Origin of the sequence: Microcoleus sp. A2-C3 (assembly GCF_036706065.1) — a bacterium.
Lineage (GTDB): Bacteria > Cyanobacteriota > Cyanobacteriia > Cyanobacteriales > Microcoleaceae > Microcoleus.
Map to the genome: position 1 here is coordinate 30,709 of NZ_JAUBVX010000015.1, position 22,986 is coordinate 53,694.

21 protein-coding genes and 1 tRNA gene are annotated in these 22,986 nt (G+C 46.7%); 15 read left to right on the forward strand and 7 right to left on the reverse strand.

Going from position 1 to position 22,986, the window contains the following annotated elements; translation table 11 throughout:
* Window positions 1-105: 105 nt before the first annotated feature.
* The 7 genes from QUB66_RS10865 to QUB66_RS10895 all read left to right on the forward strand — a co-directional run bounded on the left by QUB66_RS10865 (window position 106) and on the right by QUB66_RS10895 (window position 5,056).
* Window positions 106-441 carry a rubredoxin gene (locus QUB66_RS10865; RefSeq protein ID WP_265233762.1) on the forward strand — a complete coding sequence of 112 codons (336 nt, stop codon included), beginning with the start codon at window positions 106-108 and terminating at the stop codon, window positions 439-441.
* Window positions 428-1,441 carry a photosynthesis system II assembly factor Ycf48 gene (locus QUB66_RS10870; RefSeq protein ID WP_265233763.1) on the forward strand — a complete coding sequence of 338 codons (1,014 nt, stop codon included), beginning with the start codon at window positions 428-430 and terminating at the stop codon, window positions 1,439-1,441. The genes QUB66_RS10865 and QUB66_RS10870 overlap by 14 nt, the downstream gene beginning before the upstream one ends.
* A gap of 56 nt (window positions 1,442-1,497) precedes the next feature.
* Window positions 1,498-1,746: a cytochrome b559 subunit alpha gene (gene psbE / locus QUB66_RS10875; protein WP_265233764.1), complete on the forward strand. Its 249-nt coding sequence runs from the start codon at window positions 1,498-1,500 to the stop codon at window positions 1,744-1,746.
* 20 nt (window positions 1,747-1,766) lie between these two features.
* Window positions 1,767-1,904, forward strand: a complete 138-nt coding sequence (psbF, locus tag QUB66_RS10880; RefSeq protein ID WP_006635504.1) for a cytochrome b559 subunit beta — start codon at window positions 1,767-1,769, stop codon at window positions 1,902-1,904.
* A gap of 9 nt (window positions 1,905-1,913) precedes the next feature.
* Complete coding sequence (locus QUB66_RS10885; protein ID WP_172190234.1) at window positions 1,914-2,036, forward strand: photosystem II reaction center protein L; 123 nt, start codon at window positions 1,914-1,916, stop codon at window positions 2,034-2,036.
* 69 nt (window positions 2,037-2,105) lie between these two features.
* A complete protein-coding gene (locus tag QUB66_RS10890) occupies window positions 2,106-2,228 on the forward strand; it encodes a photosystem II reaction center protein J (RefSeq protein ID WP_006635506.1) in 123 nt (40 codons plus the stop codon).
* A gap of 575 nt (window positions 2,229-2,803) precedes the next feature.
* Window positions 2,804-5,056, forward strand: coding sequence for a transglycosylase domain-containing protein (locus QUB66_RS10895; RefSeq protein ID WP_332967667.1), 2,253 nt, complete (start codon window positions 2,804-2,806; stop codon window positions 5,054-5,056).
* Window positions 5,057-5,255: 199 nt separating this feature from the next.
* Here the strand turns inward: QUB66_RS10895 and cobA are convergent, their stop codons facing one another.
* The 4 genes from cobA to QUB66_RS10915 all read right to left on the reverse strand — a co-directional run bounded on the left by cobA (window position 5,256) and on the right by QUB66_RS10915 (window position 9,396).
* A complete protein-coding gene (gene cobA, locus QUB66_RS10900) occupies window positions 5,256-6,101 on the reverse strand; it encodes a uroporphyrinogen-III C-methyltransferase (protein ID WP_265233766.1) in 846 nt (281 codons plus the stop codon).
* Window positions 6,098-6,838, reverse strand: a complete 741-nt coding sequence (locus QUB66_RS10905; protein ID WP_442923289.1) for a sirohydrochlorin chelatase — start codon at window positions 6,836-6,838, stop codon at window positions 6,098-6,100. Before QUB66_RS10905 ends, cobA begins: the two co-directional genes overlap by 4 nt.
* Before the next feature lie 133 nt (window positions 6,839-6,971).
* On the reverse strand, window positions 6,972-7,655 hold the full coding sequence (locus QUB66_RS10910) for a manganese catalase family protein (protein WP_265233888.1): 684 nt from the start codon (window positions 7,653-7,655) through the stop codon (window positions 6,972-6,974).
* A gap of 196 nt (window positions 7,656-7,851) precedes the next feature.
* On the reverse strand, window positions 7,852-9,396 hold the full coding sequence (locus QUB66_RS10915) for a serine/threonine-protein kinase (RefSeq protein ID WP_332967666.1): 1,545 nt from the start codon (window positions 9,394-9,396) through the stop codon (window positions 7,852-7,854).
* Between the two features lie 347 nt (window positions 9,397-9,743).
* On the opposite strand from QUB66_RS10915, the gene QUB66_RS10920 reads away from it, so the two are divergent.
* From QUB66_RS10920 to QUB66_RS10940, 5 genes are all read left to right on the forward strand, one after another.
* Window positions 9,744-9,816: transfer RNA gene (locus QUB66_RS10920), tRNA-His, on the forward strand.
* Between the two features lie 341 nt (window positions 9,817-10,157).
* A complete protein-coding gene (locus tag QUB66_RS10925) occupies window positions 10,158-14,462 on the forward strand; it encodes an AAA domain-containing protein (RefSeq protein WP_332967665.1) in 4,305 nt (1,434 codons plus the stop codon).
* Window positions 14,440-15,381 carry a hypothetical protein gene (locus tag QUB66_RS10930; protein ID WP_332967662.1) on the forward strand — a complete coding sequence of 314 codons (942 nt, stop codon included), beginning with the start codon at window positions 14,440-14,442 and terminating at the stop codon, window positions 15,379-15,381. The genes QUB66_RS10925 and QUB66_RS10930 overlap by 23 nt, the downstream gene beginning before the upstream one ends.
* A gap of 158 nt (window positions 15,382-15,539) precedes the next feature.
* Window positions 15,540-15,956, forward strand: a complete 417-nt coding sequence (locus QUB66_RS10935; RefSeq protein WP_265233770.1) for a XisH family protein — start codon at window positions 15,540-15,542, stop codon at window positions 15,954-15,956.
* The gene (locus QUB66_RS10940) at window positions 15,944-16,279 is read left to right on the forward strand and encodes a XisI protein (protein ID WP_265233771.1); all 336 of its coding nucleotides are present in this window, start codon (window positions 15,944-15,946) and stop codon (window positions 16,277-16,279) included. Before QUB66_RS10935 ends, QUB66_RS10940 begins: the two co-directional genes overlap by 13 nt.
* 107 nt (window positions 16,280-16,386) lie before the next feature.
* On the opposite strand, the gene QUB66_RS10945 is transcribed toward QUB66_RS10940, so the two are convergent.
* Window positions 16,387-17,646: a DUF3747 domain-containing protein gene (locus QUB66_RS10945; protein ID WP_332967660.1), complete on the reverse strand. Its 1,260-nt coding sequence runs from the start codon at window positions 17,644-17,646 to the stop codon at window positions 16,387-16,389.
* Window positions 17,647-17,961: 315 nt separating this feature from the next.
* On the reverse strand, window positions 17,962-18,954 hold the full coding sequence (locus QUB66_RS10950; protein ID WP_265233773.1) for a ribose-phosphate pyrophosphokinase: 993 nt from the start codon (window positions 18,952-18,954) through the stop codon (window positions 17,962-17,964).
* Between the two features lie 309 nt (window positions 18,955-19,263).
* Here QUB66_RS10950 and QUB66_RS10955 point away from each other — a divergent pair, with 309 nt between their 5' ends.
* The gene (locus tag QUB66_RS10955) at window positions 19,264-19,722 is read left to right on the forward strand and encodes a GatB/YqeY domain-containing protein (protein ID WP_265233775.1); all 459 of its coding nucleotides are present in this window, start codon (window positions 19,264-19,266) and stop codon (window positions 19,720-19,722) included.
* Window positions 19,723-19,770: 48 nt separating this feature from the next.
* Here the strand turns inward: QUB66_RS10955 and QUB66_RS10960 are convergent, their stop codons facing one another.
* A complete protein-coding gene (locus tag QUB66_RS10960) occupies window positions 19,771-19,902 on the reverse strand; it encodes a hypothetical protein (RefSeq protein WP_332967658.1) in 132 nt (43 codons plus the stop codon).
* Between the two features lie 606 nt (window positions 19,903-20,508).
* On the opposite strand from QUB66_RS10960, the gene QUB66_RS10965 reads away from it, so the two are divergent.
* Window positions 20,509-22,191: a protein kinase domain-containing protein gene (locus QUB66_RS10965; protein WP_332967656.1), complete on the forward strand. Its 1,683-nt coding sequence runs from the start codon at window positions 20,509-20,511 to the stop codon at window positions 22,189-22,191.
* Between the two features lie 58 nt (window positions 22,192-22,249).
* Window positions 22,250-22,957: a dethiobiotin synthase gene (gene bioD, locus QUB66_RS10970; protein WP_332967655.1), complete on the forward strand. Its 708-nt coding sequence runs from the start codon at window positions 22,250-22,252 to the stop codon at window positions 22,955-22,957.
* Window positions 22,958-22,986 lie beyond the last annotated feature (29 nt).

Genomic DNA, 22,986 nt, shown 5'->3' on the forward strand with positions numbered 1-22,986 from the left:
CTATATTTACCTATACGCTTTCTGCAACCCTATATGGTTTAGTCCTAAGAACTGCTACACTCTTTAATGTATATTTTAAGATTAGCTGACCTACTCTTTTGAGCTATGAGCGATCGAGCCACTGAGACTAAGACCCTCGATCGGCACGAGTGCCGCGCCTGCGGCTACGTCTACAATCCGAAAAAGGGCGATCCTAAAAATGACATTGCCCCTGGCACGGCTTTTGAAGATTTGCCCCTAACTTGGGTTTGTCCCGTTTGTGCGGGGCGCAAGTCAGTGTTTCAAAATCTCGGCCTGCTGGAAGGGGTGTCGGGGTTTAAGGCAAATCAGCGTTACGGTGTCGGTGTCAACGGCATGACCGAAGGTCAGAAAAGTTTGCTGATTTTTGGCGGCTTGGTCGTTGGTTTCTTGTTTTTACTTAGTATGTATGGTTTGCAGTAAAACGATTGTGAGATTTTGGCAACGAATTGTAATGTTATTGGCGGCTGCACTCATCTGTACGAGTTGCAGCACGATCGGTTCTGTGAGTTACAACCCTTGGCAGGTGATTTCCTTGCCTACGTCCGCTAATTTGCAGGATATTGCCTTTACGGGCAACGATCAGCACGGCTGGGTTGTTGGTTCGGAGGCGACTCTGTTTGAAACGATCGACGGCGGGACTAACTGGAAGCCGATCGCACTGGATATAGACGAGCCGAGATCGCGTTTCTCGTCGGTGAGTTTTTCCGGTTCCGAAGGCTGGATAGTCGGGCAGCCTTCGGTTTTGCTCCACACTACCGATGAGGGCAAGTCTTGGACGCGGATTGCTTTGAGTGCTCAGTTACCGGGTTCTCCCAGTACGATCGCAGCTATTGGCCCAAATACGGCTGACATGACGACGGATGTAGGCGCCATTTACCGCACTTCTGACGGCGGCAAAAATTGGAAAGCGATTGTCCAGGATTCCTTTGGGGTAGTTCGCAATATCAACCGTTCAGAAGACGGGCAGTATGTTGCGGTATCCTCAAAGGGCAATTTCTACTCCGTGTGGAAACCAGGACAAAATGCTTGGGAACCTCACAACCGTAACAGTTCTCGTCGCCTACAAAATATGGGCTTTACGAAGGACGGGCGTTTGTGGATGCTCGCCCGCGGCGGTCAAATTCAGTTTAGCGATCCCGAAAGTGCTGAAGGTTGGGGAAAACCGTTTTTTCCCGATCGCAAGGCGAGTTGGGGTTTGCTAGATATGGCTTACCGGACTGATAATGAAGTTTGGGTAGCCGGCGGCGGCGGCAATTTGCTGTGCAGTTTGGACGGCGGGAAAACTTGGCAAAAAGACCGCGAAGTTGAGGATGTTCCCGCTAATTTTTACAAAATTGTCTTCATGGGCCCCGATCGCGGATTTGTGATTGGCGCGAGCGGCACTCTACTTAAATATCAAGGTGCAGCGCAAGCTGCTTGATAGTAGAATAGTAATAGAGATTGTCTGTTGATTTGTTGTTGAAAGGAGGAATCTAAATGTCTGGTACAACTGGAGAACGTCCGTTTGGGGACATTATTACAAGCATCCGTTATTGGGTAATTCACAGCCTCACCATTCCAGCTTTGTTTATTGCTGGATGGCTGTTTGTGCAAACGGGTTTGGCTTACGATGCTTTCGGAACTCCTCGCCCTAACCAGTATTTCACAGAGCAGCGGGAAGAAGTGCCGATTATCTCGGATCGCTTTGAAGCTAAGAAACAAGTAGATCAGTTCATTGGCAAGTAATTTTACAAGGATTTGGAAAAATGACGAGCAGAACGCCAAACAATGAGCCAATTTCGTATCCGATTTTTACGGTACGCTGGTTGGCAGTTCATACTTTAGGTGTCCCAACAATTTTCTTTTTGGGCGCGATCGCAGCAATGCAATTTATTCAACGATAGGAGTTTACAATGCCTGAGCGCGTTCCTAATCCCAACGAGCAGCCCGTAGAGTTAAATCGGACTTCCCTTTATTTGGGTCTGTTGCTGATTTTTACTCTGGGTATTTTGTTCTCCAGTTATTTCTTTAATTAACTGGTTTTTGAGTTTTATCTCTGTGGTTCAATCCAATTTGTTTAGCTGTGAATTAGTGAGGTAATCGCTATGTTTAGTGAAAGTGGCAGAATTCCTTTGTGGCTGGTAGCTACCGTCGCAGGCCTCGGTGTTCTGAGCATTGTCAGCCTTTTCTTCTACGGTGCTTATGCCGGTTTGGGTTCTTCGATGTAAGGAGAATCTCGCGTATTTTACGCCTAAAACCCCCCTTGAAAAAGGGGGGTTTTAATTATAAAAGAAGGAAGAAGGAAGAAGGAAGAAGTCAGTAGTCAGTAGTCAGTAGTCATTAGTCAGTAGTCAGTAGTCATCACGAAGAAGGAAGAAGTCAGTAGTCAGTAGTCAATAGTCATTAGTCATTAGTCATTAGTCATCAGGAAGAAGGAAGAAGGAAGATTTTGGCAATTTTATGATAATTTATATACAAGAAACCGGGTTTCTTTCGAGATATTTAGCCACCCAACCGAGATTTTATGAGAAACCCGGTTTCTGAGCCACTGGTGCAATTTTAGAGAAACCGGGTTTCTTTCAAGATATAGCGGTTCTCAAAAAAGTGAGGAGAGCCTCATGCCCTATGCCCTATGCCATATCCCCTATGCCCTATGCCGTTCGCGTACCTGATCTTTCTGAGAAAGGCTATATCTCCATAAAAACTCGATTTTTTCTTGATCGGGCCTGCTTTTGGAATTGGCCAAAAGTTGCGAGTAGAATGGTGCAAGAGCCGATCGCTCGATCGTAGTCCACAGCGAAATATGACCCCACCGCAGCCACCCCGCAAACCTCAAACCGTCTTGGGTGCGATCACCCAAGCAGTCCAGACTATTGCCAAGGTTAATTTTAACCAGCTAGCCCTCAAACCGAATGCCAAAGTACCCGAACTGTGGGTACAAGATGCCGGCGCTGCAAAGGCCGAGGTTTATCCGCTATTGGGCGATCGATATTTGTTAGGTCGATCGTCCAAAGTTTCTGATATTGTAGTTCGCAATCCCGTTGTCAGTCACGTGCACCTATCCCTGGCGCGAGATACTCGACGGCGAACACCGTTTGTGATCAAAGATGAAGACTCTACCAACGGCATTTACAGAGGTAAAAGACGAGTTAAAAGTATGTCCCTGCGTCACGGAGACGTGTTCACCTTAGGCCCACCGGAACTTGCCGCCGCCGTCAGAGTTCAGTACATAGATCCGCCACCTTGGTATTTTGAATTTTTGCGTTACAGCTTTTACGGTGTCAGCGGAATTACCACTTTGATCGCTATTTTGGTCGGCTTTGAATCGAGCAAGTTTCAAGTACGACCTCTGCCGAGAAGTATCAACGGGCCCGTGATAGTTTACGCCCGCGACGGACAAACTCCCCTGCGCCCTCCGCAGAATAACGCTCACGTAGAATTAAAGGGATTGCAGGATTTTTCGCCTTATTTATCCAAGGCGGTACTTGCTTCGGAAGACAGCCGCTACAATTGGCATTTGGGTGTAGATCCGATCGGGGTTTTGCGCGCGCTGTTGACCAACGTGCGCGGCGGAGGAATTCGCGAAGGCGGCAGCACAGTGACGCAGCAGTTAGCGAGGAGTTTGTTTCGAGATTATGTGGGAACTCAAGATTCCGCCGGACGCAAATTGCGGGAAGCCGTAGTTGCTTTGAAACTGGAGAGTTATTACAGCAAAGACGAGCTATTGCTGACTTATTTGAATCGCGTGTTTTTGGGAATTGACCTGTACGGTTTTGAGGATGCGTCTCTGTTTTATTTTGGCAAGTCGGCGAAGGATTTGAGTTTGTCGGAAGCAGCGACTTTGGCGGGCATTTTGCCAGCGCCAAACAGTTTTAATCCGATTCAAAATTATCAGTTGGCGGTGCAATATCGCGATCGGGTAATCGAACGAATGCGCGCAATGGGGACTGTTACTCAGGAAGAAGCCGATCGCGCGAGGCGATCGCGAATCGACATCAATCCCAAAGCCCGCCAATACCTGCAAAGTACGATCGCGCCTTATTTCTACAGTTATGTATTTGACGAATTAGAATTTTTGCTGGGGGCGCAGTTAGCCAGAGAAGGCAATTTTATTGTAGAAACAGGCTTAAATCCCGGTCTGCAAAAAGTGGCTGAATCTTCCCTGAGAAATGCTGTAGAAAATGCCGGAGCGAGTGCAGGTTTTTCTCAAGGAGCTGTGGTAACTCTTAATACTAAAACTGGAGAAGTTTTAGCTTTAGTTGGCGGCGTAGATTATTTGCAAAGTCAATTTAATCGAGCCACCCAAGCATTGAGACAGCCCGGTTCTACATTTAAGATTTTCACCTATACAGCCGCCTTAGAAAGCGGAATATCACCAAATAAGACCTATTCTTGCGAGCCGCTTTCCTGGGGCGGACAAAGTTACAGCGGCTGTGCCAGAACTAGCGGTAGCGCTGATATGTATCGGGGTTTAGCACAGTCAGAAAATCCCATTGCTTTGAGAGTCGCACAAGATGTCGGCTTAGACAATGTAGTGGCGATGGCTAAACGTTTGGGGATTACATCTCCACTGCGTTCTACCCCTGGTTTGGTGTTAGGTGAAAGTGAAGTTAACGTATTACAATTAACGGGTGCATTCGGGGTTTTGGCGAACCGGGGTTTGGGCAATCGCCCCCATGTGATCAAGCGAATTATTGACAGCAGCGATTGCAAAGATCGAAATGATTTTAAAAGTTGTCGGGTGATTTATGACTATCAAAAAGATGGCGTTGCTAATCGGCAGTTAGTTTCTGAAGCCGTAGCGGATACGATGACTGATATGCTGCAAGGTGTTGTCCGGGGAGGTACGGGTAGTAGTGCTGCTTTGGGGTTGGGAGAAGCTGGAAAAACAGGCACGACTAATGATAATAAGGATTTGTGGTTTGTCGGTTATATTCCCAGTCAGGAACTGGTGACGGGAGTTTGGTTGGGAAATGATGATAATTCTCCGACTGCCGGAGGTAGTGCAAATGCTGCTCAGTTGTGGGGGGAATATATGCGACAGGTGGCGCGTTAACAGTTGACAGTTGACAGTTGACAGTTGACAGCGAAGTTTTTAGGCTGGGGATTTAAGAAGAGACGACGGTTGAAACCGCGTCTACCCAGACAAAACCCGCCTCCGCGGGTTGAAGACAAAGACGGTTAAAATTGAGTTATTTTATTCAGTCTGCGGAGGCGGACATCGTTTGTGTAGATGTGGTTTCAACCGTACGTCTTCAGTCTGCGGAGGCGGACATGGTTTGTGTAGACGCGGTTTCAACCGCCGCCTGATATGGCCGACAGCCTGACAATATTGAGTGTAAATTGACGACATTTCCGATTACCGCGATCGCAGGTGCGGAAAATCCAGCCACCTCAACTTGCTCTACAATTGTACTCAAAGTGCCGATCAATTCTTCTTGTTCCGGCCGCGTTCCCCAGCGCACTAATGCTATGGGCGTTTCTGCACTCAATTCGGCTGTTGTTAACTGGCCGATGATATAAGGCAAATTGTGGATTCCCATGTATACTACAATGGTTTCGGAGCCACGGGCGATCGCCTGCCAATTTACCTCTGGTCGATATTTTCCCGCTGATTCGTGGCCGGTGACAAAGGTAACTGACGAACTGTACGATCGATGTGTGAGAGGAATTCCCGCATAAGCAGCGGCCGCAATCCCAGAAGTTACACCCGGAACGACTTCCACCGCAACTCTAGCTTTTACCAACTCTTCCATTTCTTCGCCACCGCGCCCGAAAATAAATGGATCACCGCCTTTGAGACGAACTACGATCGCATTATTTTGAGCTTTTTCGATCATTAACTGAGTTGTTTCGTCCTGCATTAACGAGTGACGGCCTTTGCGTTTGCCGGCATCAATTCGTTCTGCTTGCGGATTGATTACTGCCAAAATTTGAGGGCTGACTAAAGCATCGTAAATCACGACATCCGCACACTCTAACAGAGCTTTTCCCTTTAACGTCATCAAACCCGGGTCTCCGGGCCCTGCACCTACCAAATACACTTTACCTAAAGACATTTTGCTTGCTTCCTTGACCTCTTCTGTGTCTTTGCGATTCATTTTTGAATTAAATCCCGAATTAAGTCTGCTAATTCTACACTTGCGCCTAGAGGATTTGCGAGATGAAGCTCCGCCGCAGGGAATTGCTGCTTTAGCTGTGCGACATTTTTGGCGATCGCATCTGTAATTCCTCCATTAAATAAGAAGTATGGCACAATTCCGATTTGCTGCTGTCCACCACGAACTAAACTGTCAATTCGCTCTTCCAAACTCGGCTTTACCGACCAATAAGCTGTCTGTGCACTGAGTTCGCTGGCGATTTCCTCGACTGTCGAGTTACCTCCGGGGCGGCGGCTGCCGTGAGATAATACAATCCATTTTGGGGATAGCAAATTGGGGAGAAAAGCTACGTCTTGCATCTGAGTTTTCAGCAAGTTTGTTAAGCCCGCTTCCTGGGAACCTAAATGCGGGCGCACTTCTATTTTTAACCGGGAACCAAAAATTTTTTGGGCAATTTCCACCTCTGCGGGTATGTCTTCGGCGACGTGAACTCCCGGTAATAAAAATACGGGCAGGATTTGCAATTCTGTCAGTCCCAGCGACAGGGTATGTTCGCCAAAACTGCAAATTTGTTCGTGGAGTGGCGCGGGGCCGAGTTCTAGGGTGGCGGTGGCGACTGCGGGGAACGAGTCAGGCAATTTTTGAGACAGCAGTTGACTTAGGTTTTCCAAACCGATTTGGGGTCTGGGGTCGCGGCTGCCGTGGGAAACTAATAAATAGGTCGATCGCAATTTCAATAGGGATTTGATGTTAAGGGTCGATGATGTTGAATAATTCTAACATCTGGGAGCCTAAATTCCTAAAAAAACATAACAACGATATCCCCTACTTCTATAAGAAGTAGGGGATATAAGTTGCCGAATATTTTGATTAACCTTTGGGTTCAGGATCGGCGACGTACTTGAAAGTAGGTTCAGAATTCAAAGCATTGGGTTTGTCCTTGCCATCACTAGACAAGTTAAAGAACAAATCTACTGTTGAATCTGGCGCGATATTTCCGAACAGCGGATCGGTAAGTTTGCCCATTGATTGCAGAGCATTCATGAACATTTGAGTGTGGGAAATTTCCCGAGTTAGCAAGAAGTGCAGTGTCTTTTTGGTTCCGGCATCCGGCGCTAGTTTAATCAATTCTTCGTAGGTTTGGCGAGCTCCTGCTTCCGCAGCGATATCAGCGCGCAAATCGCGCACCACATCCCCGCCTTCGTTGATATAAGCTGCTGTCCAAGCTTGACCTTGGCTGTCCAACAAGTGCGGGCCTACACCACGTATCGCAAACAAAGTGCTTTTGTAAGCATCTGTTTGATCAACGTTTTTGGTGTGCATTTCGATGAGTTGGCCCACCATTTCTAAGTGGCTGAATTCTTCGATCGCAATATCTTGGAGCATATCCTTAATCTCTGCATTTTCACAGTGAAAAGACTGCACCCAGTATTGCAGAGCTGCTGTCAGTTCTCCGGTGGCTCCGCCAAACTGTTCTAGCAGCAATTGAGCAAAACGGGGGTTGGCTTCGTCTACAGTCACCGCAGCCATTAATTGTTTTTTGTGAAAAAACATCGATCGATACCTCTCTTTAGTTCGGTTGTTACAGTCGCCAGATTGCCGACTTGTATCTGTGTTTACCTTCAGCATCCATTGTGCGACAAGCGAGAACCTCGAACCTCGCTCGCTGGATACATCTAGCGGGAGCCATTTCTCTGCTTTCAGGTAGATTTAAAATATAAAATTTTACTTAGTTATTTGGTACACAAGATTACGATTTAGCAGGCTCATTATTGTTGCACTCGGTTAATTTTGCTGACAGGGCATCGAGGTGTCGCACCCACTGAATGCCGCCCACCCAACTGCGAGACGGGAGGTGTCCGATTGGTGCTTTTTGAGTAAATTTAATTTGTCCTGAAGCGATAGCAGAGTTGTATCTCGGCCAGTTTACCCGATCGCAAAATCGGATATAATCTCCCTTAACGCTTTCGTAGATTTGCTTTTGGACACTGAAACCAAACCGACCTTGACTATAATGTAGCCACAGGCGATCGACTGTTTGCAAATCTGGGCACGGTAACTTGTAAATTTGGCTGATTTCTAACGGAGTTCCCGGTTCTAGCGAGAGAGATTGACACATGACTGTCCAAGTTTCGCGATCGGCTTCTTTCCACTTTTTGCTTGACAAACAATCCCGTAGTTTGGTATAATCAACTGCCCGTGCAGAAGTCATAGTCGGAACGAAATTAGAAGTAACAGATAAATAAAAACTTTCTGGCGAATTAGCCGCAGTTTTGGTCGGTGAAATCAGAAAATTAGGAGTTGGTGGCGCGGTGAGATTATCTGAGTTAGGGCTATCAATGATCGTAGGGGCGATCCTCTGCGAGGGCTTTGCTAACGGCTGTTTCGGCAAAAGTAAATCTTGAGGGCGAACATCTAAAACTGCATTGATATCTTGCAAAACTTCCGACGCAAAACTGTAGCGTTGACAAAGATGAGTTTGCAGCAATTTATTTAAAATTTCACCTAACTCGTTGCTAATACTCGTGCCTTTCGGGAGAAAGTCGCGCCACCACCAGCGTTCAGTGTTGCAGTCATACATATCCAACGGCGGAACTTGCGTCATTAGGCGAACGCAAGTAACACCTAAACTGTAAAGATCACTAGCAGGAAATACTTTACCACGCATTTGTTCAGGAGCTATATAATCTTGACTGCCGATGAGCGTTGCTGGACGGAGTAGGGCTGAATCAGTCAGCAGTTTAGCAATGCCGAAATCAATTAATACAAGTTTATTGTTAGATTGGCGGCGGATAATATTTTCTGGTTTAATGTCGCGGTGAACGACGTGGCTATTGTGGATAAATTGCAGCACGGGTAATAGGTCTTGCAGCAGTTGCCAAATTTTATTTTCATCGTATACACTCTCCTCTAATTCTTGTTTGAGAGTCGGCCCGTCTATAAATTCTTGAACTAAATAAATCTGGCGTTCTTGTTCAAAGCAGGCTAATAATTTGGGAATTTGTGGGTGTTTGAGCTCGTCTAAACGGATGGCTTCTTGGTGGAATAATTCAAGGGCTTTGTTGAATATTTTTGGATCGCGATCGTGAAAATAAAATTGCTTTACTGCACAGCGGGGGTGCGATGGGATGTCTTCATCAATTGCTAGGAAAGTTTTGCCAAATCCACCTCTACCTATGAGTTGAATCGGGCGATATCGCTGTCTTAGCAATAGGTTAAAGCCGCAGTTTAAGCAATGTTCTGCGGTGTTGGGGTTTTCGGGTTTTTGACATTCTGGATTTAGGCAGTAACTCATATTGATTTTGGATTTTTTTTAAACGAACCGCGAAGGCGCAAAGGGCGCCAAGGAAGAAAGAAGGGAAGGATGAGGGAATTGATGTAGTCTGGGCTATGAGGCTATTTTAGTGTGCTGGGCTGAATCGGGACGCTGGGAAACCTGCTGATCCCAAGCTGCGTGATTACTCAGGAAGCGGGATTATTGCAGCTTTCCCAAAGGGAAAATTGTGCTAAACTCTTGCTGTGCCTGGAATGGGAGGCGCAATTGATCTGTCGGGTTCAGGGACGCTGAAAAATATTTTGAAATATTTTTGCTTTACCCCTAGACTTGTGCTGAGATATGATGCTATAGTTATAAACGTTATGGCGAGTGTAGCCAAGTGGTTAAGGCAGTGGTTTGTGGTACCACCATTCGTGGGTTCAATTCCCATCATTCGCCCTTTTGATTTTATTGTGCAGATTCAGACGCGCCTTGTGTGCGGTGATGCAGATCGGACGTACGGTTGAAACCGCGTCTACACAAACAATGTCCGCCTCCGCGGACTGAAGAAGGTAACGTGATTTTTATCGCCCGGTCTTCGTCTTTAACCCGCGGAGGCGGGTTTCGTCTGTGTAGACGCGGTTTCTAACCGCCGGATCTTCTTAACCGTTCTTCTTAACCGGTGCGGTGCACACCCTACAAATTCAATTGGTGCGCGGTGCACACCCTACAAACTACGAACCTATGTGCTAATCTTAAATCCAATCTAAAATCTAACATCTAAAATCTAAAATCAAAATATGCCATCTTTAGTAGCAGAAGATTGGGGATATAAATTTAGTGGCGATCGCACGATTAATAAGTTTATTGGCCAAGTTGAAGGGGACGCGGCTTTAGCGAAATATTGCGATTGGGAATGCAGGGATCGTGCGGAACTTCTGATGTCGGAGATAGCCGGCAAATCCCACAGTCTTTTTTATGTGCGCCGCCAAAAGGTGAATGAGAGATTTTCTGAGGAAGAAATCTGGGAATTGATTCTTGCTACGGATGGAGATTATTTTGAATTGCCGGAATTGTTGCAAAAAGCCGATCGCACTTTGCGATTACTCGCAACTGTACGCATAGAAGATGGAATCGGTGGCTTAAAACTGCTGGATGCTGGTTTGGTGGCGGTTCCCAGAGGTAGAAAAGATGGGTATGTTTTACCGATGCAGTTGCGACTTTTGCCAAAAAGTAGATCGCCAATTCCCGCAAAGTCGATCGCCCGCGTCCAACAAATGCCATTCTGGGACGATAGACATATACCGAGTACCGAACAATTAAAAGTTTGGCACACTTTCTTAAATGTCGAAAAACGCATCGCCGAGGCGCGTCAATTTTGTGTACCTTTCCGCGCTCACAACTACGGTTCCGGCTTCAAAATCGTTACTTTTGAAATCGATCGCAATTCTGCAACTCTTGACGGCTACGATGAGAATCCCTTACAAATCGGCGACTTTCGCGAAAGGCTAAAAAAAGCCAGAAATGAAGACATTATTTTATTTGATTCGCCACCGGGAAGCAGAAGTTGCCGCGATGGCGAGACTTTGGGTAGCATTGCGGAAATTGAGTTTGATCATGGTAAATTACGGATTAAGTTAGATGTTGATTTGGGCGATCGCATGGCGGGCGGCAGATATCAACTTCCCAAACAAGGATTTTTGTATTTTGAGGCGGCGGGCGATATCAGTCAGATCGATCGCAAGAAAAAAGCTTTAAAAATGCTCACGGATGGCCGCGCTCAAAATCCCTATTTAAGCGAGTTTTTATTCGACTCTTCTCAGGCGAGAATTCCAGATAAACTGGTTAAGTTAGATCGGGAAGACTTATTAAATCGCAATGCTAATGATGATCAACTCGCCGCCGTAGAAATGGTACTTTCGGCGCGGGATTTAATTCTAATTCAAGGGCCGCCGGGAACCGGAAAAACGACGGTGATTGCGGAAATTTGCTATCAAATTGCGCGTCAAGGTGGCAAAACACTGATTGCTTCCCAGGCTAATTTGGCGGTTGATAATGCTTTGAGTAGGTTGGTTCATAATCCGGCGATTCGGGCTTTGCGGAAGGGAAAAGCTCATAAGGTGCAGGAAGAAGGGCAGCCGTTTTTAGAAGAAAATGCGATCGGCACTTGGCTACAAAATACGGCGATTGATTGCGAACAAAAACTGTCGCAGCGTCAGATTAATGTCACATCTTTGCGGCAGTTGCTGGCAGATTTCGACAGATTTAATGCCTATTCTGCCGCCGAGAGAGCTTTTTTCAAGGGATTAAAACACCTACATGATAGTCAGGCAGATATTGAGGAAAGGTTGAGCGTGCAATCAGCAGCTTATCAACTAAGTTTAACTGCCAAAAGCGAGATTGCATCTTTAGTTGATGGGCTGGCCAATCTTCTATCTGCGCCGGATGTTAACTGGGAATCTTCGGAAATTGCCGAGTTTATGCCGAAACTAAAACCTTATTCGGAAGGCAATGTTTTAGTCGAAAACTTTATGGCAAATGTGCGGATTTGCGTCAATCATGCTATTCAAATAGGATTCGATCGCCCGATGTGCGGCGCGTTTGGAATTGCGGTTTGGTTGCGCGAAACTGTAGCACCGCAATTATCCGAATTTAAGACGGCGGGCGATCGCGCTGAGGATGTTTGTCACGCGATGTCAGGGGTTGCGGAGTCGTTGCGGGTGTCGCGCCAGTTGTCGGATGCGGTGAATCAGCTACAGTTGGGCGACAAGCAAAATCAGACACATCGCCACAATCTCGAACAAAAAATCCAGAATTTGGAACTCCGAAAAACCGAAATTGCGGCGGTTGTCGTCGCCGTTGCGGGATGGATTGAGACGGCGGATACGGGATTGTATGAAGTCGTGAAAGCTTGCTGGGAAACGGGCGCGATGCTGACGGATGATATGGTAGAATTGCCCGCAGGATTGCTGAAAATTGCTCGACAGCTCAAAATGCCGATCGTCCCGCCTAAGTGTAAAGTCAATTTGCCCGATTTGGATCGGTTGCGGCAGGCGCTATCCCACGAAGCCACCGCAGGTTTTAAGGACATTCAAGGGCAGCAGTTCCGATTTAGCGAGTTTTTACACCTAAATTTGAGTCAAACGCCGATCGTGCTCACTGCGGGCGATCGCGTGCAATGGCAACAACTAGCCAAAGACTTCGCCAGCTATTCCCAAGTCAGCGCCAGCCAGCGCAAATTTATCATCGAAAAAGCCAGCACTTTCTTAGCTAATATCCAACAATTTTATAGTGAATCCTTGCAGCCAAATCAAATCCAGGCAACCTTCGATCGCCTAGTCAAAGAATTGCTGCACAGCATCCTCGGAAACGCGCGTCAGTGCATAGTTCCCCTAAAAACCGAAACCGAACAACAACTGATCAAACAGCAACAGTTATTAGATAAAATCGGTCAAACCGTCAGTCAGCAGCAAATATCCGCCGCCCAAGTTCAGGTAGAAACAGCGCAGCAAGAAGCTAACTTAAAAATTAGCGAAGTTACGAATCTATTGCAAGCAATTGTAGAACTACCAAACGCACCGGAAAAGTTGCGGATCTTAGCCTCTCAATATCTCGCCCAAAAGTCGAATATTTGGGAACAACCGCAGCAGTTTGTTAAGCAAATTGATGTTTGGAAAACCAGTCTGATTCAGCTTGAAAAATCCATTACTGACTTAGATCCGTTCGGAATTTTGGAAGTCATCAAAACTACTCTTGACGAGCAATTATCCCCGCTGGAAATTGCATCCACAGCTTTGCATGAGCAACTCGCGCAACTTCAAGCAGAATTGAGCGATATTACCGCTCAACTCCAACAACAGCAGCCAACAGCAGAATTAATTATAGAGAGAAATTGGTGGGAATTAGCATGGCAAACTATCCCGGATAAATACCAGCCAGAAGTTCCCAGTACCGGATTATTCAGCGTAGATTTTTTAAGCAAAATCAAGCGTTTATTCAAACATTGGCAACGGGAATTAGAACGAGAAGAAACTGCCCTCAAACGTTCTCAAAACTTTGTCACAGATTGGATTGAAAAACTCCGCAATCCATCGGAAAAAGACCGCAATGATTTAAAGCAAATTTATATTGACAACGCCAACGTGATCGGCATTACCTGCGTGCAAGCTGCGAGTTTCGATTTTAGCAAAAACTTTCCCAGCTTTGATGCAGTGATTATTGACGAAGTTAGTAAATGCACTCCACCAGAGTTATTAATTCCCGCTTTGAAGGGCAGAAAATTAGTATTGGTGGGCGATCACAGGCAATTGCCGCCGATGTTTAATCAAAGTACGATCGACGATATCGCCGAAGACATTGGTTGTACGGGAGATGAACTTAGTTTTATCAAAGAATCGCTGTTCAAAATATTGTTTGAAAGTGCTGGCGACGGTATCAAAAAAATGCTGACAACTCAATACCGAATGCACCCGCAAATTATGGGCGCAATCAATCAGTTTTACCAGCAAAAGCTCAATTGTGGGATTCTGGAAGCAGACACGAGACGCGCGCACCATCTCGCAGGTGACATCATTAAAGAACACAATCATATCCTATGGGTGAAAACGCCCGTGGGACAAGGGTTTGAAGAGGGAAAACAGGGCACTTCGCGGTTGAATGTGAAGGAGATTGATGCGATCGAGCTTTTGTGCGAACAGATGGAAACGGCTTGGCGGCCTAAGATGGTAGAGGGTGAACCGCCGAAAGAAATCGGGATTATCACTTTTTACGGCGCTCAATTGAACGCAATTAAAGATAGAATCGCCGCCGAAAGATTCCCTTCTTTGAGTATCCGCACTGGTACGGTTGACATATTTCAAGGCATGGAAAGACCTGTGATAATTGTCAGCACAGTGTGCAATAATATTAGGGGCGATATTGGATTTGCTAAGGAACCGGAACGGGTGAATGTGGCTTTTTCCCGTGCTCAAGAATTGCTGATAGTTGTCGGCTGTCACGATTTATTTACCCAACAAACAGGTACTGTCGGAAAAATGTATCAGGAAGTTTCAAAAATGGTGCGTCACTGCGGAGGTTTTGTAGATGTTGCTAGCGTCATCGGCTAAACAAATTGACGCGAATTTAAGTTCGCTAGCCCAACAAATTGAGCAGGAAAACTCTGGTTTGTCAGTGTTGGCGGCGCGTCAATTCCGCTTTGCAATTCGCCAAACTCCGCTGGAAGTGGCGATTAGTGAACCGCGCGAGTTTAATGTGTTGGAAGAGTTTATTTTGCGGGCTGGTGTTGAGTTTGATCCTGCGCCGACTTTGCAGGAGTTGGCGGATTTGCTGGGGTTGGATCAGGTTTTTGTGAAAACTACGGCGACGAATTTGGTTAATTTGGAGATTTTGGAGGTGGCGGATAATGGTAAAATTGCGTTAGCGAAGCCCGCCCCTACGGGAGGCTCATCAACGAAGATGATCGCACCTTTAGGCAAAGATTTTTTCGATCAAGGTGCGGTTAGTCGATCGCAAATCCAATCAATTTACGCGATTTCCGATCCGTTAAATCAAACTCTTACCTTTAAGTTCGATGCTTTACCCGCAGAATCGGTCAACTTACCAGATTTAGCAGATTTTGTATCGCTCGAACATAAAATTACCGACCTTGCCAATTTAAGTCTAGCAGAAATCCAGCCGCTCATCCAAGCTTCCGGCTTAGGGATTCACGTTCCCGAAAACGGCAAAATCGTCTCTCAGTGCGATGTCATCGGCGACGATGTGGATATTTGGCAAATTGTATCAGTTTTTGTGTTGCTGGATGCGATCGAAAATCAAACTACCATCCAAGCCAGACAGGGAAAGCAAATATTAGAAACAGCATCAAATCGGCTGAATGAGCTCGAATCTCAGCAGAAATTGTTGAATGAATTGTGCAAATCAATCGCAGACATCGCACAGCCAGAATCAGAGACAATCCCGGTTCCGAAAACTCGCAAAAAGTCATCAACGAAGAAACGCAAGGAAATGGAGTCGGGAAACAAGTAATATTCGGACTAAAGTCCTCACTACGAAACTGTTTGTAGTGCGGACTGAAGTCCACATTGGCTAAAAAATATTGAGAAACTTAGTCTTTTACTGATTGACAATATACTGTGATTTTGCTATAATTTGTAGTTGTATGCGATCGTGCTGAGATTAAATTTGTGTCCGCCAAAGATACCTTCCACGAATCCGTAAAGAGATCTCTTGAAAAAGAACAGTGGGTGATTACTGCCGATCCACTAAGGTTTAAGTTTGGTAATATTAAATTTCAGGTCGATTTGGGAGCAGAAAGGTTAGTCGCAGCGGAGCGAGGAGGGGAGAAAATTGCAGTCGAAATCAAAAGCTTCCTCAATCCCTCTGTGATTACAGACTTTTATGCTGCATTGGGACAATTTCTAAGTTATCGGCTAGGTCTGGCATCTGTTGAACCTAATCGGAAATTATACTTAGCAGTACCAATTGACGTGTATAAAACATTTTTTCAGTCTGAATTTACTCAAGCTGCGGTACAACAGTATCAGGTATTTCTAATTGTATACGATTCAAAAAATGAGGTAATTGTGCAATGGACAAACTAGCTCAATATCGTCAATACGTTCAGACATTAATCACCCGTTATGCCGAAGATGATGTTTCTGATGATGAAGTCGAAGTGCAACTTATCTGCGACACAGAACGAGATCATTATCAGTGGATGAATGTCGGCTGGGAACACTTAACCCGGATTTATCAAACCATCATTCACATTGATATAAAAGATGGAAAAATCTGGCTTCAACAAAATTTGACAGAGGAAAATCCAGCGGAGGAATTAGTTGAAATGGGAGTGCCAAGAGAGGATATCGTTTTGGGATTGCAACCGCCATACAAACGACCATATACTGATTACGGTGTAGCCTAAACAGTTGACAGTTGACAGTTGACAGATCTCCACTTAATATAGGGCGCGTCTCTTGGGAAAATCCCAATTATTTTGCATTCGCTTCTGTGACGCACCCTACAATAATCCTACTGAGCTTTAACGCATTTCAGCATCCGCAAAGTAGCCGCCGCCGCGTAATTCCGCTTTGCCGAATCATCGGGAGCAAAACGAGTTCCAACTTCATTGAGAGACGAAGCCACACCACAATAAGCAGACATTTGAGTAATAATAGCAGCAGCCCAATGATTCTGAGTATCCGCAAAAGTTTTTGGAGGCTGCTTACCAATTAAATTAGGCTGCAATCCCCGCGCCGACAAACCAAATTCTGAGGCTCTTCGTAGCACAGCCATCAATTCAGCGCGAGTCACCGGCTGCGTAGGTTTAAAAGTTCCATCTTTATAGCCGCTAACTATCTTATTATCCCGTGCAAATAGAATTTTTGCCGCGCTCCAGCGCGTGCTATCAACATCGCTGTAGGGACGGGTGGAAACATTGCTAGAAAATGTGATGTTAGCACCTTGTATTCCTTTCAATGATTCTAATACTAAAGATACCAATTGCTCTCTGGTAACAGCAAGTTGTGGCCGAAAGGTATTATCTTGAGCAAATCCAGCTACAAATCCTAGCGCCACAGCTTCTTTAATTTCGGAAGCGTAGATATCGCTAGCAATATCTCCGAATGTATTCCCGCCAGTATTCCCGCCAGTATTTCCTCCGGTATTTCCTCCGGTATTTCCTCCGGTATTTCCTCCGGTATTTCCTCCGGTATTTCCTCCGGTATTTCCAGTTTCTCCCGGTGCGGGTTGACTGCTAGTAAAATAAAAGTGACCTAATATTTTGCCTTGGTAAGCTCTTTTACTGAAGCGCCAAGCGGGGTCGAGGGTGATTTTCATGAAGCCGTTATTGTCGCCGTTTGTGCGGCCGATAATTATCGGTTGAGTGTCGTTAGGATCGATGGGAGTTCCCATTAGTAAAACGTTGCCGTCAACGACTTGCAAACTTAGGCTATATTTTAATACTAAATCGGTGCCGGCCATGCGGATAGAAAAGCCGTTGCTGTCTGTGGCGCGGCCGCAAATGCCGGTGAAATCAAAAGTAGCTAATAACGGATTGACTACGACGGGATTAGAGCCGCTTTCGCTCCAGCACTTGCGTCTGTCTGTGACCTGTTCTACAATTAGTAATTGGTAGCCGGTCAGACCGCCCGGTTGGGCGATCGCAATTACTCGATCTTGGTTAATTTCGGTTTCGTCAAAAGTATATGCTTTCGCCGGAGCGATCGCGCCAAGTGTTAAAATTGCTGAACCGACAAGTGCGGCCGCTGTTCGTACCAGTGAATGTTTCATAGTTTTTCCCTATTTACCCCTTGTTTTGATGAGACCTATCTAGAATATGAAAAGGTCGCGCTGCTCAGACAACAAGATAGAATTTTACCATCTCTTGTTCCGGTGATGCTAAGTGCGATCGCGCAAATATCATAAAATTGAATACGGTGCAGTTAAGTCTGATCTCCCTGGCCTCCCCTTCTCAAGGGGGCGACAAGAGTATTTTCTTGCATCCCTATTTTCAAGGGGGATTTAGGGGAATATTCTTTAAAAAAATGGTGCGTTACACTTAGTTAACGCACCCTAAAATAAATATTGAAAAAATGCCTTTTATGCCTACCGGAACATACTGCTCACAGAACTATCTTCGTGAATCCGCCAAATAGTTTCCCCTAGCAAATTCGCTACCGAAAGCACAGTTAATTGCTCAAAACGGTGCTCTTCAGGTACAGGAATTGTATTCGTAACAATTACCTCTTCCAATAATCCGCTAGACAAACGCTCGATCGCCGGAGGTGAAAAAACCGCATGAGTAGCACAAGCATATACCTGTCTCGCACCCTCGCGGCGTAACAATCTTGCGCCTTCGGAAATCGTGCCCGCAGTATCGATCATATCGTCCACTAACACGGCTGTTTTGCCTCTGACATCCCCGATGACGTTCATCACTTCGGCGACGTTGTGAGCTTGACGGCGCTTGTCAATAATTGCCAAGGGAGCATCGCCAAGCTTTTTAGCAAACGCTCTCGCCCTAGCGACTCCGCCAACATCCGGCGAAACCACAACAATATCCGTCAATTTCTTGCTCGCCAGATAATCCAAAAGCACTGGCGAACCGTAAACGTGATCGAAGGGAATGTCAAAATAACCTTGAATCTGAGCCGAGTGCAAATCCATCCCTAAAATGCGATTGGCCCCAGCTTCAGTAATCAAATTCGCGACCAACTTCGCAGTAATTGACTCTCTGCCGGCTGTTTTGCGGTCTGCTCTAGCATAGCCGTAGTAGGGAATCACCGCAGTAACTTGTCTTGCCGAAGCGCGACGACAAGCGTCGATCATAATTAACAATTCCATGAGGCGATCGTTTACCGGACAGCAAGTAGGCTGAATTAAGTAAACATCGCAACCCCGAATCGATTCTTGAATTTGAACGTAGAGTTCCCCATCAGCAAACCGCTTGCGAACCATCGGCCCCAAATCGATCCCCAGATAGCGAGCCACCTCTTGGGCGAGGGGAACATTAGCAGAACCGGAGAACAGTCGCAGACGGTCGTGAGCAGAAACTGGCGACTGGGGAAGCGGAAGCGGTAAAGTAGCAGAACGGATCACAGCAGGCCTCTTGCAAGACGTTTATTTTACCGTCATCTTACCATCGGAAACTAAAAATGTTCAGCCAACATTAGGATAGATTTTATGTTTAGGGTAGCGTTCGATCGCTAAAAATTCTGCCGATAGTCTATTTGGGGCCCAGACTCGAAGTGCAGCCGCCCCAAATTAGGTCAAAACCCGAAGACATTTGGGATCAAGGTGATCAAAATGCCACCAACAGGCAATAAACTTGCCAAAAACTGCAAAAACAGTTAAGAATCGGAAGTATACTCCAGATTTTGGATATTAGGGAAAGCAAGGTAGAAATCGATGAGCTTAAGAGAACGGATTGACGCAGAAATCAAAGCAGCCATGAAGTCCAAGGACAAAGTTCGCTTGGAAACAGTTCGCGGCATCAAGAAAGTTATTCTCGAAAAAGAGGTCAGTCTGCGTCCTTCGGGGCAAGATACGCTGACAGAAGCTCAAGAATTGGAAATTTTGATGCAGATAGCGAAACAGCGCCGGGATTCGATCGATCAATACCGCAAAGGTGGCCGCGAAGATTTAGTTGCACAAGAAGTGGCGGAGTTGGCAATTCTGGAAGAGTATTTGCCGGCGCAGATGTCAGATGAAGAGGTGAGTCAAGTCGTTGACGAGGTGATTGCCTCGGTGGGCGCTACTTCTGCAAAAGATATGGGCAAGGTGATGGGTAAGGCAATGCAGCAGCTTAAGGGCAAGGCAGATGGTAACAGAATTCAAGACATGGTGAAAGCAAAGCTTAACAGTTGACAGTTGACAGTTGACAGTTGGCAGTTGGGAGTTGGGAGTTGGGAGTTGTCATTGGGAAGAATGTAGCAGCAAATCTCCTAATTTTTCGCTTTTGCGATCGCCCAAATAAACGAAATATCGGGGCAAACCCCCTGTGGTTGCCCATTCTTCTCGATCGCCCACAAAAACCCGATTTCTCAAAGTCGCTCAAAAAAATGTAAAATGCTAACTTTGGTCGGGACTGGGAACTACAAGCAGTGAAGTAGGATCTTGAGCATTAAAGATTTAGGGCGGTTGAAACCGCCGTCCGTCTAGCGATCGCCTATTTTTTAACTTAATTGGCGTAAGTCCCACGCTGTAATTGTACTCAATTCAGCGCTGGGATATAAGCCAAACAAAGTCAGTGAATTTCTCACAAAAAGATGGTATGATATAAGTGGTTGCGACCCACCCACTCGACTGCGAACAAGAGGCTACAGCAGCAGTAATATGCTTGGCCTCGGACAACTGCGAGAGAAAGGGGGAAAAGACAGACCGCTGGTTATTGCGATACGTCCCAATGTGAAATACAATCCAAGTTTGTCATACGAAATAGTTTTTTGCCTTGGGAAACAGGGCTTCTGCGTGGGTTCCCTACGAAGGGATAAAGGCTGTAAAGCCAGAGATGCTGTGTAAGACTTGGATCGTCTTTGGTGACGAATATTCAGCAATGGATATCCCCAACAGAGCAACGGCAAACGAGACACGAAGCCTACACGCTCACCGTAAGGTTAGTGTTAGGTATTTCACCAATTTCTACTTAAACTTATGCAGCCACCTATTGCTATTGGAACTCTCCTACAAAACCGCTACCGCTTAGTGAATATTTTAGGTCAAGGGGGATTTGGTCGGACTTATTTAGTAGAAGACGAGGGGCGGTTTAAAGAACGCTGCGCCCTAAAGGAATTGATTCCGATGCAAAGCGGGCCTTACGTTTTGGAAAAATCGAAGGAATTGTTTCAAAGAGAAGCGGCAATACTTTACCAAATTGCGCACCCGCAAATTCCCCAGTTTCGGGCAATATTTGAAGAGAATCAACGTTTGTTTTTAGTGCAGGATTACGTGGAAGGCATGACTTACCGCGAACTGTTACTCGATCCTGCTAGAGGCCGTACCTTTAGTGAAGCAGAAGTTTTGATATTTATCCGACAAATGCTGCCGGTACTGGCTCACATTCACGCCCGCGGCATCATCCACCGCGACATCTCGCCGGAAAATATCATCCGCCGGGAAAATGACCAGTTGCCGATACTGATTGACTTTGGAGTGGTGAAAGAACTCGCTACCAAGGTTCAGTCTCCCGAAGGAACAGCCCACGCGACAACAGTCGGTAAAATCGGCTACGCGCCGATGGAACAGTTGCAAAGCGGGCGCGCCACGGCCAGCAGTGACTTGTATGCTTTAGCTGTAACGGCGATCGTCCTGCTGACAGGCAAAGAACCGCAGGAATTGCTGGATCAAACAACGCTGCACTGGAATTGGCAGCAGCGAGTGCAGGTGAGCGCGGGTTTAGCTTTGGTACTGAATCGGATGTTAAATCGCTCTCCGGGCGATCGATATCAATCTGTCAGCGAAGTCGCCCAAGCACTCGACGGCCAAACGAATCCTTACTCTCAATCTAACGCGCCAACTGCACCACCAGCATCAGCAGTCGCGCCGTCAAATGCTTCGCTAATCGCAACGGTAGCCGTGGGTAGGCCGCCAGAATCCGAGCCGATGGTGCCCCTAAGTGCCGGCCCGCAAAACCAGCCAGATCCTCTAATTGAGCCTGCTGGTGGCTCTTTGTGGGACAATCCCGTGGCTGCGATCGGACTATTAACGGGCTTAGTCATCTTGACAGGCTTCGGTTCCTGGGCCTTGGTAGGCTCATTTCTCAACAAACCGACGCCCAAAGCAACTCCGACAGCGCCAGCATTCACAACTCCGACGCCGATACTAAATCCGATACCAAGCCCAGAACCATTGCCAACACCGACTCCGACACTCAAACCAACACCAACCCCAGAACCTTCGCCGGAACTAACTCCAGAACCTTCGCCGGAACTAACTCCAGAACCTTCGCCGGAACTAACTCCAGAACCTTTGCCGGAAATAACTCCAACGCTACCGCCAGAACCAACACCAGAACCAACTCCCGCGCCAACACCGGAACCAACTCCCGCGCCAACTCCCGCACCAACTCCCGCACCAACTCCGGCACCGAAACCGACGCCCAAACCAACTCCCGCGCCAACTCCGGCACCGAAACCGACGCCCGCACCAACTCCGGCACCGAAACCGACGCCCGCACCAACTCCCGCACCGTCACCGACTCCCGCACCGACTCCCGCACCAACTCCCGCGCCGTCACCGGAACCTGCGCCAACTCCCGCACCGTCACCAGAACCTGCGCCAACTCCCGCGCCGTCACCGGAACCTGCGCCAACTCCCGCACCCTCGCCTTCACCCTAGTTCTGGCAAAATTCCCCTAGACTAAAGTTGAAGCCAATTACTTATTAGCTATTTGCCGATGAACTCGCTGCTAATTACTGGAACTGATACTGACGCGGGCAAAACTGTTTTGACCAGCGCTCTGGCTGCTTATTGGCAAATGTATTTTCGCGATCGCAGTTTGGGAATTATGAAACTGCTGCAAACCGGAACGGGCGATCGCGAACTCTACACCCGTTTATTTACACTCGACCAATCCCCCGAAGAACTCAATCCGCTGCACTTTAGCGCGCCTCTAGCACCGCCGATTTCTGCCGAACGGGAGGGGAAAAATATTGAGTTAGAAAAGGTTTGGACGACGCTGCAAAGTCTCTGTGAGCGCAAGAATTTTGTGTTGGTGGAAGCTTTGGGAGGGCTGGGTTCGCCTGTAACGCGGGAATTGACGGTGGCTGATATTGCCAGGGATTGGCGGTTGAGGGGAGTTTTGGTGGTACCTGTGAGGTTAGGTGCGATCGGGCAAGCTGTAGCGAATGTTGCTCTCGCCAGACACACAGGTTTTAAGCTGAGAGGAATTGTGCTTAATTGCGTTCAAGCTTGTTCTGAGCAAGAAATTGCCGACTGGACACCGATCGATTTAATTCAGTCGCTGACTCAAATTCCTGTGTTGGGTACTTTGCCATATTTAGATGATCCAAATGACCTGAAAAAATTAGCGGCATCAGCTTCAGAATTAGATTTAGAACGTTTATTGCCAGGAGTTAATTTAGTTTCTAAAATTGCTAAATAACCCTAGTCTCAACACCTCTCTTGCTCTGC